At 33.4% G+C, this 12064-nt stretch carries 10 protein-coding genes; 9 read left to right on the top strand and 1 reads right to left on the bottom strand.

Annotated features, from left to right (window positions below):
- Positions 1–148: 148 nt before the first annotated feature.
- The 7 genes from BM319_RS16340 to BM319_RS16305 all read left to right on the top strand — a co-directional run bounded on the left by BM319_RS16340 (position 149) and on the right by BM319_RS16305 (position 8938).
- Positions 149–781, top strand: a complete 633-nt coding sequence (locus tag BM319_RS16340; protein ID WP_091023677.1) for a DUF6944 family repetitive protein — start codon at positions 149–151, stop codon at positions 779–781.
- A gap of 277 nt (positions 782–1058) precedes the next feature.
- On the top strand, positions 1059–1778 hold the full coding sequence (locus tag BM319_RS16335; protein ID WP_069034685.1) for a sigma-70 family RNA polymerase sigma factor: 720 nt from the start codon (positions 1059–1061) through the stop codon (positions 1776–1778).
- A gap of 30 nt (positions 1779–1808) precedes the next feature.
- Positions 1809–2393 carry an ATP-dependent Clp endopeptidase proteolytic subunit ClpP gene (gene clpP / locus BM319_RS16330; RefSeq protein WP_069034684.1) on the top strand — a complete coding sequence of 195 codons (585 nt, stop codon included), beginning with the start codon at positions 1809–1811 and terminating at the stop codon, positions 2391–2393.
- A 247-nt stretch (positions 2394–2640) separates the two neighbouring features.
- The gene (locus tag BM319_RS16325) at positions 2641–3132 is read left to right on the top strand and encodes a quercetin 2,3-dioxygenase (RefSeq protein WP_091023675.1); all 492 of its coding nucleotides are present in this window, start codon (positions 2641–2643) and stop codon (positions 3130–3132) included.
- 141 nt (positions 3133–3273) lie between these two features.
- Positions 3274–3825 carry an NADPH-dependent FMN reductase gene (locus BM319_RS16320; RefSeq protein WP_069034682.1) on the top strand — a complete coding sequence of 184 codons (552 nt, stop codon included), beginning with the start codon at positions 3274–3276 and terminating at the stop codon, positions 3823–3825.
- A gap of 296 nt (positions 3826–4121) precedes the next feature.
- Complete coding sequence (locus tag BM319_RS16315; protein WP_091023673.1) at positions 4122–4841, top strand: nucleotidyltransferase domain-containing protein; 720 nt, start codon at positions 4122–4124, stop codon at positions 4839–4841.
- 554 nt (positions 4842–5395) lie between these two features.
- Entirely contained in the window at positions 5396–8938 is a 3543-nt protein-coding gene (locus BM319_RS16305) for a S8 family serine peptidase (protein WP_091023669.1), read from the top strand.
- 73 nt (positions 8939–9011) lie between these two features.
- Here the strand turns inward: BM319_RS16305 and BM319_RS16300 are convergent, their stop codons facing one another.
- On the bottom strand, positions 9012–10133 hold the full coding sequence (locus BM319_RS16300) for a GerAB/ArcD/ProY family transporter (RefSeq protein WP_091023667.1): 1122 nt from the start codon (positions 10131–10133) through the stop codon (positions 9012–9014).
- Between the two features lie 176 nt (positions 10134–10309).
- Here BM319_RS16300 and BM319_RS16295 point away from each other — a divergent pair, with 176 nt between their 5' ends.
- Both BM319_RS16295 and BM319_RS16290 read left to right on the top strand, forming a co-directional pair.
- Positions 10310–10765: a GNAT family N-acetyltransferase gene (locus BM319_RS16295; RefSeq protein ID WP_069034677.1), complete on the top strand. Its 456-nt coding sequence runs from the start codon at positions 10310–10312 to the stop codon at positions 10763–10765.
- A 172-nt stretch (positions 10766–10937) separates the two neighbouring features.
- The gene (locus tag BM319_RS16290; RefSeq protein WP_175495629.1) at positions 10938–11921 is read left to right on the top strand and encodes a ketoacyl-ACP synthase III; all 984 of its coding nucleotides are present in this window, start codon (positions 10938–10940) and stop codon (positions 11919–11921) included.
- Positions 11922–12064: the final 143 nt, after the last annotated feature.

Genomic DNA, 12064 nt, shown 5'->3' with positions numbered 1-12064 from the left:
TAAATCGGTGACGACAACATGTCGTTACCGATTTTTTTTATTCCCGTTTAGAGGGTATTTTAAATTAAAACTATACTAATAGGCACACAATCAGACCTTCATTCATAATACTACGATAAAGGTTCCTTTTAGCAGGTTGGTGGTTGAATTGGGAGGAGAGTCAAAAGCATTAGTAGGATCTGTAATCGTATCAATTGGAACAATAACAGCTGCAATTGGTTCAACCCCATCTAACTACATAAAAAGTAGTATTCGTGATGACCTAAGTCTAATAGGTAATGTTTTGCAGGCTACAGGAAATGGTATTGATGCTGAAGCAGAGGGGACCGTACTTAGGGCAGTTGGTAAAGAAATAACAGCAAGTGGGAATATTACGGTTACTTCAGGGCTGGTTTTTGACATTTCAAAAGAAGCATCCTACAAATTATTCGTTGCAGGAAACTTGTTACAAGCTTTAGGGTTAGGGGTTAATGTTGGAGAAGCAATCGAAACTACTCCTTTCCCAGGACAATCTGAAAACATTGTAGGTGGACTAACACAAATTATAGGAAACACCATGCAAGCAATAGGGTGGTCAGAAGCATTACAAGAAATTATAGCAAATGAAAATAAGCAAAAAGAGTTTGGCTTTTATGGGGATTACTTCAAAAAAAGTAATACAATATCGGAATCTGAAAAATTGGTTGCAACAGGAAGCTGGATTCAAGCAATTGGATCTGTTATTTCAGTAATTGGAGTAATAAAAGAAGAAATCGGAGCAAACTCAGTGGAAAGAGAGTAGGACTGAAGTCTCTCATAAATAGGTTAGCCTAAAGTTTTAACTTAAATTTAAATTTAGACAGAAGCGGAGATAAGTGGTTTCTGCTTTTTTGTGTTGTTAGAAAACGTCCTAATTATGTTAAAATGCATTAAAAGTTGAAAAATAAAATAACATAGAAGAGTTTTAATTTCTATTACATAAATTAAAATAAATAAAAAAAAATTTTTTAACCCCCGTATCTTTTTATACTCTTATTCCGTTTATAGGTTAGAGAGTGTTAATAAAGGAGTGAACATAAATGTCTAGTAAGTTTAGTCTTCACAGCATAGAAAAGGAAGAACAGGATGAAGCAACTGACGAATTTTATTGGCAGAAGTACTATCCTAAATTGCAACGCTATTGTCGGTTTCTAGCCCAGAATGAATGGGATGGTGACGATATTGCACAGGAAGCATTTTTTAAAGCAGTAAAATATTATCATAAAGAAAAAATGAATTCGGCTTTATTAAATAAAATAGCTTACAACCATTGGATTGATACTTTACGAAAAAGAAAAGAAGAAACGATAACTCCTGATTTTGAACTTTCTAAATATGTAGCTAGTCATCCGATTGATCATAAAATGAATAGTGTGGAGCTCTTACTTAAACATTTTACTCCAAAACAAGCGGTTATCTTTTTTCTAAAAGAAGCATTTCAATATAAATCCAGGGAAATAGCAGACATTTTAGGAACGACTGAAATAGCCATAAAATCTAGCCTGCATCGAGCAAAAAAGCGTCTAGATAAAACAAACAAAGAGGAACAATCCCTTTCTATTGAATATTTTTGGAATGAGGAAGAACGGATGAAGCTTGAAGAAATTTTTCATTTAGCTTTAGAAGTTCAAGACCCTGCTGTTTTAATTCAAGCGCTTCCTTCCTTTGATCGTATTATTGAAAATCCTAAAATGATATTCGGTAATTTCCAATCATCCCGTACTCAAACTCCTTCAAGCACTCTCTGCATGGCTGCATAGCCAATTAACGCTTTTAAGGAGGATTTTTAAATGACGACAGTTCCTTATGTAATTGAACAATCTAATCGTGGTGAACGTTCATATGATATTTATTCCCGTTTGTTAAAAGATCGAATTATTATTATCGGTGATGAAATAAATGATCACGTAGCAAATAGTGTAGTTGCACAATTGTTATTTTTAGCTGCAGATGCACCTGATAAAGAAATTTCACTTTATATAAATAGCCCTGGTGGGTCGACTTCAGCAGGATTTGCGATTTATGATACGATGCAATATATAAAGCCTGATGTTAGAACAATTTGTACGGGAATGGCAGCGTCCTTTGGTGCGATGCTTTTGCTGGCGGGAACAAAAGGGAAACGTTTTGCACTGCCGAACAGTGAAATTATGATTCATCAACCATTAGGAGGAGCAAGGGGCCAGGCAACAGAAATCGAAATATCTGCTCGAAGAATCTTAAAATTACGTGAGCATATTAATCAAATAATCTCTGACCGAACAGGACAGTCAGTCGAGAAAGTAGCAAAGGATACAGATCGAGATTATTTTATGAGTGCAGAAGAAGCGAAAGAATATGGAATCATTGATGAGATTCTGTATCCTAATAATTAAATATTATTTCTAATGAAAAAGGTTAGCGATGCTAGCCTTTTTTGCATGCTTAAAAACTTTATCATATAAAATTGTTTGTTCAATAAAAGAGGACTGTAAGACAAGGTTAAGTGCTAATAATTTAAATTTATTATTCTCTCAAAAAGAATGTATAAGCTAATTTTCTATGAATAGCATTAGTTAGTAGGTTAATAGTTCAATCTAAAAACTAAATTCAATTATGTAAATCTCAAAGAAGGAGATCAAAATGACATTCGAACAAAAACGTATAGCAGGTTTTATGCACCGAGGTATTACAGAAGAGAACACTTACTTCTTTTTAAATGATTTTACTTCCATATTAGTAAGTGGGGAAGACACAAACGGGGCTTTTTGTGTCTTGCATTGCAATGGTAAAAAAGACGGTGGACCTCCTCTGCACGTACATGAATTAGAAGATGAAACATTTTATGTCTTAGAAGGGGAAATCACTTTTTTTATTGGGGATCAAACAATTTTAGCAAAGGCTGGAGATTATGTATATGCTCCTCGAGGAATTCCCCACACATTTAAAGTATGTTCTGAAGAAACACAATTCATTGTTACTGCTTATCCATCAGGTTTTGACCAATTTGTTAAAGAACTATCTGAACCATTTTATAAAGGATTCAAAAAACCTGAAGATCCTCCTTCAGCTAAAAAAATTCAGAAGCTGATAGAGGTGTCAAAAAAATATAAAATTTCTTACCCAACTATCTAATTTAATTTCATGATACTAAATTTGGTCGAAATTTAAGTTTTTTTGGATAAAAACTTATTGAATTAAATAAAGGTAAATTATGGAAAGTATAGAATGTGTTAAGTTGAAAGAAATCAGAGGGAATTTAAGGAGGAAGAACGAATGCCAAACGAAAATTCAAATATCGGGATTATCCTAGGAAGCACGCGCAAAGGTCGAGTAAGTCCACAAGTAGGAGAGTGGGTAAAAGGGATCGCAGACAAACGTGGTGATGCGAATTATGAAATTGTAGATATTGCTGATTACCAATTACCGTTTTTTGGAACAACTGATGGAACTGAGCCTGGAATTGCAGCTTGGAATGGAAAACTTGCTAGCTTAGATGGATTTGTATTTATAGTATCTGAATATAATCACAGTATATCAGGTGCGTTAAAAAATGCACTTGATTTAGCTCGTGAAGCTTGGAACAACAAAGCAGCAGGAATCGTAAGTTATGGTTCAACTGGTGGTGCGCGTGCAGCAGAACACTTACGTGGAATCTGTGGTGAGCTATTAATTGCTGATGTGAAAGTTCATCCAACATTGTCTATATTCACAGATTTTGAGAACTTCTCTACCTTTAAACCTGCGGATCTACATCTAAATAATGTTAATTTAATGCTTGACCAGGTTGTTGCTTGGAGTGGGGCATTGAAGGTTTTAAGAAAATAAAAAAAGTTTTTAATCTGAAAATCGATAAAAAAACGTTTATAGTATTTAATACTTAGCTACCAAAAAGTACTTATAGCAGTAGACAAAAAGTTTGATTTTAGTAGGTTAAGAGCAATTCCTGATTTTCCAGGAGGTGTTCTTTTTTTTTTGCTAAATTTGACGGATTTCTCAGTTTGTCACAAGGGATTTTTTTGATAACTTGATTGGGAAGCGATCAACAACAACATCAAACAATTGTCCTTTGAAATATCGAGTATACTTAAATTAGACAATGTTTAAAAATGGGGTGATGAATAATGGGTTATTTAAATAAGTTAGACCATATTGAAGCGGCAAAACATTTTATTCATAAGTATTTTCCAAACTGTCAGGGGGCATTATTAGCGGGTAGCGTAGTTCGAGGTGAGGCAACCGAAACATCGGATCTTGATATCGTTATTTTTGATGCAAGCCTTAACTCTTCATATAGAGAGTCGTTAAAAGAACTCGGATGGGACATAGAAGTTTTTGTACACAACCTAACTTCCTATAAACATTTTTTTGAAAGTGATTACAAGAGAGCTAGGCCTTCACTACCAAGGATGGTTTCTGAGGGATTCATTTTAAAAGATGAAGGAATAATTGAGGAGATAAAAAAAGAAGCAAATGAATTATTAGATAAAGGACCAGAAAGATGGACAGTGGAAACGATCAAGATAAAGCGATATTTTATTACGGATGCACTAAATGATTTTATAGGTTCCTCTAATAGAGCAGAAGATTTATTTATAGCTAATACAATAGCCGAACTAGTAAGTGAATTCGTTTTAAGAACAAATTGTAAATGGATTGGTTCTTCAAAATGGCTTGTTCGCTCGTTAAGAAATTATAATGAGGATTTCGCGAACTGTTTTGTAGAAGCTTTTGATTCGTTTTATACGACTAGTGAAAAGGACCGAATAATCAAATTAGTTGATGAAGTTTTGCACCCTTTTGGAGGAAAGCTGTTTGAAGGTTTTTCTTTAGGAAAAATGTAAGTTTCTTAATTTAATCGTAAGTTAGTTAAGGAAAAGGAGTCCTATTTGTGGCTCTTTTTTATTTTGGAAAAATTTAAAAGCCAAAGAGTACCTATTTTAATAATCGCGTTCCTACTTATGTTAAAAATTCAAAATTTTTCGACATTTATACCACTTTTGATAGGTCATTTATCCTGTTTTTTTCGTCAAGGTTATAGAATTTTTGCTAAAAAAATACGTTTTGTATTTAATTTTTCCCAATTTTCAGTTTTATTTTCCAGACCAATATATAAAAAATCCGACAAAAAAATATAATTTATTCCATGATATAACATATTTTTATATCTATTAGACATTGTTGCATGTGAATTTGATAAAAAAGTTTGTTAATGAAATAAGTTGAATTCCCCCAATACACGTTCACTGGGGTTGGATGTAAAATTTGAATGTATTTAATTAACAACCACGAAAATCAGATGAATAGGAAAACTTAAGTTTGTTATTATATTTAACTATTACTCTATCGATCCAAGGTGGATTTAAGTAAATACGAATAAAATTGTAGGAGTGTTGTTATGAAAAACGGAAAATTTAAAGCGTTTAAAGTTATGTCTACAACTGCTTTAGTATCATTACTTTTTACTTCATTGGCTTTTGCGGATAACGATAACATTACATCTCAAACTGATTCAACTGATGTTAGTTTTGAACATGGAACATTTACTAAGGATAATTTAGATTTATCTCAAGAAAACTCATTATATAAAGAAGGCAACAGTCAAGAAGCTACAAATCAAGATGTTGCAAATACGTTTAAACCAGATGATGAAGTGCATTTAATTGTTGAGGTAGATGAGCCAGCTGATAGCGAGCAAGCTACACCTGAGCATAAAAAAGCAATGTTTAAACAAAAACAAGACAATGTAATTGATGAAATCTCAAAAGAAAAAAATTCTAATTCAAATGCTGCTTTTAAAGTAAAGCACCGTTACTTTGAAGGTTTTAATGGGTTTAGTATTGAAACAGAATATAAAAATTTAAAAGATATCCAATCGATTCCTGGTGTTAAGCATGTTCAAGTAGCTAGAACATTCCACGAAACGATGGCAGCAAGTAAAGAATTAGTACAAGCTCAAAAGGTATGGGAGCAATATGGTTATAAGGGAGAAGGCCTAGTAGTAGGTGTTGTAGATTCTGGTATTGATTGGAAACATAAAGATATGACACTATCAGATGATGCTAAAGCAAAAGAAAAATGGATGAAGAATAAATTCGATCAGTTTGCAGGAACAACAGATGTAAATGAAACTTGGTATTCAGATAAAGTACCATCTGGCTATGACTGGGCAGACAATGATACGGATGTTATTCCTGGGCCAAAAGGTAGTTCGCATGGTACACACGTTTCTGGAACAATTGGAGCAAACGGTGATGATTCTAAAGGTGGAGTTGCTGGTATCGCACCAGGCGTACAGTTATTAGCAGAAAAAGTATTCTCTGATAATGGTGGCGGTGCTTATGAAGATGATATTATTGCAGGAATCGAGCATGCTGTTACAATGGGTGCAGATGTAATTAACATGAGCTTAGGTAGCGATGCAGGCTATGTAGATGAAAATTATGATCCAATTCAAAAAGCAATCAGAAATGCGACAGAAAAAGGTACATTAGTTGTAGTAGCAGCTGGAAATTCAGCATTCAGTTCACAAGCTCTTTTAACGCCTGCAACAGTAAAACCATTTGCAGAAAATCCTGATATTGGAACAGTAGGATCACCAGGAGTCAGTCCATTCGCGGTATCGGTTGCTTCCTATGAAAATAGTAAGCTTCATATGAATGCAATTTCGGATGGAAGTCTAGCGGTACCTTTCAAAGACCATTCTCAATATGGACAAGCATTTAATGTATCTAATAATCTATTGCCGAATACAAATTATGATTTGGTATATGTAAATGAAGGAAAAACAGCGGCTGATTATCCAAAAGGAAAAACGAATTACATTGCCGTAGTTAAACTTTTAAATTCATATAGTTCTGTTTCTAGCATTCAATTTACTGCAAAATCTGCAGGAGCAAAGGCGATCATTATGATACCATCTTCAAACACGCCTGATTATGCAACTCTACCAGTAACTGGTTCAGCAACACCGACTGCTTCAACAAGTAAATCGATTGGTCAAGCATTATTAGATAAAATGAGTAAAATGCCTACTGGTCAATATTTAAGTATGAAAAATATCGGCGATTATTGGGTAGATAATCCTGCTAAAGATACAATGTCTTATTTCTCATCTATGGGTACAACTCCAACATTAGATTTTAAACCTGAAATTTCAGCTCCAGGTGGAAATATTTATTCAACAATCCCTGGAAATAGTTATCAAGTGATGAGTGGTACATCGATGGCGACGCCACATGTTGCAGGTGGTTCAGCTTTAGTATTACAATCACTTTATGAAAAAGGGCTACAACACTCAGAAGATACAGTTTTAAAAGCGAAAGTTGCATTAATGAATACATCTAAAGTCATTCTGGATCCAAGAACAAATAATGAAGCGCCATATTCACCACGTATTCAAGGGTCTGGTTTAATGCAAATTCAAAATGCCATTAATACACCAGTTGTTGTGACAAATCGAAACGCTCCTTTGGAACAAGCTGGTTCAGTAGCATTAAAGGAAATCGGGCAAAATACAAGCTTTAAATTAAACGTAGATGCTTTTGATGCACCTAAAGGGAAAAATAATAGTGCGGATATTGAATACAATGTATATGTTGATTTATTAAAAGATAAGACAGAAACAAAGCAATTTGATTTTGATCATGATGGCCAATTAGATTCAAAAGATTATTTAACCTTATCAAGTGAACAAATTAAAGGAGCAAAGATCACTGTTAATGATAATATCGTAACAGATAAAACAGGGTCTACATTGAAAATCAAACCAGGTCAATCAAAAATGTTAACTGTTAATATATCATTACCGGATTCATTAAAGAAAAACAGTTTTGTTGAAGGATATGTTCGTCTTGTACCAGTGGCAAAAGACCAAGATAAAGCTGTACCGTTAACTATGCCTTATATGGGCTTCTATGGAAAATGGGATGAGCCACGAAACATTGATGCTCCAGCTTGGGAAAAGGATTCATTTGCAGGTCATACGGCACTTTGGAATGATACTACAGAGGGAGGCGCACCATTAGGATACAATGGGAAAGGCTTTGACCTTAACCATATTGCATTCTCTCCAAACTATATTGATAAGGGTATCTTTGGAGGAATGGCGGTTTTACGTAACCTAGAAAAAGCCGAGGTCTCTATTGAAGATTCTGCTGGAAAACAACTTAAATATCTAGGTGACTATAGTGAATACACAGGTACTGGTGAGCCTTGGAGATTTAATAAAAATATAATGTTTAATGCGGATTACGGATATAGTTTATATCAATGGGATATGAAAGACGCATCAGGGAATTTTGTTCCCGATGGTACTTACTATTACGTAATTAAAACAACATTAGCATATCCAAACGCTAGACCACAATCGGTTAAAATGCCGATGATCGTAGACTCAGTTGCACCAAAAATTTCTGATATTAAAGTAACACCAAACAACGGTAAATATGATATTACATTTAATGCGACTGATAATGCAACTGACTTTAACTTTGCTGATGTTTATGTAAATGGAACATTTTATGAACTTAGACCGGGCGTAACGAAACTAACGGTTAATACAGAACCAAAAGGTATGGTAATCAGATCTCTTGATTATGCTGGAAACAATGCTTGGACAACATGGGGCGATCAAAGTTATAATAAACAAACTATGGCAATGGTAACTTGGGGTATTTCTCCATCTACAGGTGTAAGTGCATCTAAGCCTGCGAGAATTTCTCTATATGGTTATAACAGAGTAGACTGGACAATTAATATTAAAGATGCTAAAGGAAATCTTGTAGATTCATCTACATTCGAAAATGAGCATACTTTTAGTACACAATGGGCACCAGAAAAAGATCTTCCAAGTGGCACATATACGGTTACAGTAGATGTTGTTACGAAAGATGGCTTTAAAGTAACAACAACGCCTAAAACTATTACGGTTACTCAATAATACTAAATTACCAAAATAAAAAACAAAGGCTCAGTGAAAACTGAAGCCTTTTGTTTTGTCTTTTTAATTTTCGTTAATTGTAATTCAAGTCGTCTTTATTACTTTTTAGTTTACCTTGAATTAGGAGAACAAGTAATAAACTAACCGGAATAATAATTTGAAGTGGAATGTGAAGCAAGTAGGGTACTAAATGGATCCCTTCTAAATGGTGCTCAAGAAAACTAGAAGCGACCCATAGGGAAGTAAGAACGGTAATCATACCAATAGGATAGACTAGTTGGTCACTTTTCTTTATATTAAATAAATCTGCTGCTCCAGATACCGCACAATAAAAGTAAATTGTAATTTTTACAAAGGCATTGCATACTGAAATTACTACTATGAAAGTATCCAATCTTTGAATGAAATCGGCAATATTAATATAACTAACTGATGTTAGAAGTGGATAAGTAGTTCTTTCAATAACGGAAGGGCCTAATATTGCAGTATTTAAAACTGCAAATAAAGTTAATACAAGACCCGAAAATAGTAAGGCTGGTATTCCTACTTTTATTGCTAAATTTTGTTTAGTTAAATGTGGCATAATCATTGTAAATGTAACGATTTCACCAAAGGGAATAGTTAAAGAAATTGGGAAAGCCGCTTTTAATACTGGTGTCCATCCATTTTCTAAAACAGGTCTTAAATTATCAATTTTTATTAATTTTGAAATGATTTCAAATCCTATAAATATAACAGTAAGAAACATGATCATGACAAAAATAAATTCACACGAACGAGCGAATGTTTCTAGTCCTTTAGAAATAGCATACATGATTAATAACACCATGATTAATCCAATAGAAATTAGAGAAGAAGCATTATATAAAGTGATTGTTAATAAATCCTCAAAATCACGTAAAGCACGTGCAGCAATATAAATAAAATATAAGATATATAGTAATGCAAGTATTTTCCCTACATATTTCCCTAAAATAATTTGAATATATTTTGTTAAGGGAAGTTCAGGAAATAATGAATATAACTTAATATACACAGCAAAAATTATACAAGCTGAGATGAGTCCGATCAATAAACTAATCCATCCATCTTGTTTAGCTCTAGCAAATATTTCAAGTGGTGGAGAAGCACCGACCCCAAACATAAAAATCATACAAAAGAATTGAAAACCACTTATATTTAATTTACGATTCATTTGAATTCCTTCTTTTGACTTCTAATTTTTCTTCTAGATGTTTATTTTTTCCATAAAATTCTATTTTATTTAAGAGTTAATAAGTTATTTTTTTTTGACTAAAAAACTAGCTAGAAGTTTATCAAAATTTAGTATAATAATAGCAATTATAAATAAGGGAATGAGGTTGTCATTACGTGGATATTAAGGTTGATGATTTAACTGGAAATGAAGTTGCTATGTTAATTAGTGAGCATCTACAAGGTATGACACAGCATTCTCCACTTGAAAGCATACATGCTTTAAATCTTGAAGGATTAAAGAAACCGGAAATTACATTCTGGAGTGTATGGGAACATAGTGAATTAGTTGGATGTGGGGCTCTAAAAGAACTTGATCCTTTGCATGGAGAAGTAAAATCAATGAGAACTTCTTCAGCTCATTTAAGAAAAGGAGTGGCAAGGCGCATGCTCCAACACATCATCGAAGAGGCGAAAAATAGAGGCTACAAGAGAATAAGTTTGGAAACAGGTTCAATGGAAGCATTCGATCCAGCAAAAAAACTATATGAACTCTTTGGATTTAAGTATTGTAAGCCTTTTGCTGATTATAAAGAAGACCCTAACAGTGTTTTTATGACATTAGAATTGTAATATTTTTTAAGTAAAGTTGCTGTTGTAGCAACTTTATTTAGTTTAATCCTCAACTAATTAGCCCTCTAAATTAAAAGAATGAAAAAATTTTAAAATAAAATTAGTACCTAGTATTAATATCTGGTGATATAATATTGGAAAGATATTAAAAAATATGACTGAGGTGACCATAATGCAAAATTCGAAAGCACGTATCACTGCAATAGGTTCATATGTACCAGAAAAAGTATTAACAAATAAGGATTTAGAAAAAATAGTTGAAACAAATGATGAATGGATTGTAAAGCGAACTGGCATAAAAGAGAGAAGAATTGCAAATGAAAATGAATTTACAAGTGACATAAGCTTTAAGGCAGTAAAAGACTTGATGGAAAAATACAATAAGTCTGTTGAAGATGTTGATATGATTATCGTTTGTACGTTAACTCCAGACTACAAAACACCAAGTGTTGCTTCAATTATCCAAGCAAAGCTTGGAATAAAAAATGCTGGGGCAATTGATTTGAATGCTGCTTGCGCAGGTTTTACTTACGGTTTGTATATGGCAAATGGATTAATTACATCCGGATTAAATCGAAAAATTTTAGTAGTCGGAGCTGAAACTTTATCTAAAATAACCGATTATGAAGATCGCACTACTTGCATTTTATTTGGTGATGGCGCTGGTGCAGCTTTAGTAGAGTATGATGAAGAACAACCTAGCTTTATTTCCTCTTACCTAGGATCAGAAGGCGAAAAAGGCAAACATTTATATTGTACAAATTTATCAAATCAAATGTTTGGCGAAGAGCTAATTAATAATAATAATATCATTCAAAATGGACGCGAAGTATACAAATGGGCAGTTACGACAGTGCCAAAAGGAATGCAAGCTGTACTAAACAATGGATCCACTTTATTAACTGAAGTCGATTGGTTTGTTCCACATAGTGCAAATTTAAGAATGATTGAATCAATCTGCGAAAGAAGTGAATTTCCAATCGATAAAACATTAAATAGCTTAGTAGATTGCGGAAATACATCATCAGCAACGATTCCATTATCTTTAGTTAAGGGCGTTAAGGAAGGAAAACTTAAACATGGAGATAAAGTTTTACTGTATGGATTTGGTGGTGGATTAACTCATGCAGGATTACTTATTAATTGGACTTTGTAATAGAGCTTTTAAGCAAAAACTCATTTATACCGAGAAGATGAATATAAGTTCCTCAGGAAGGAGCCATGAGTTAGTAAAACAGCAAAAAGAAGTAAAAAGGTTACTCATGAGTGGTTCATGAGTAAGTAAAACAGCAAAAAGAA

It is taken from the genome of Bacillus sp. UNCCL81, from assembly GCF_900112535.1.
GTDB classification, from domain to species: domain Bacteria; phylum Bacillota; class Bacilli; order Bacillales; family Bacillaceae_G; genus Gottfriedia; species Gottfriedia luciferensis_B.
The sequence above is the reverse complement of the archived record's forward strand: the minus strand, read 5'-3'. Positions and strand labels throughout refer to the sequence as shown.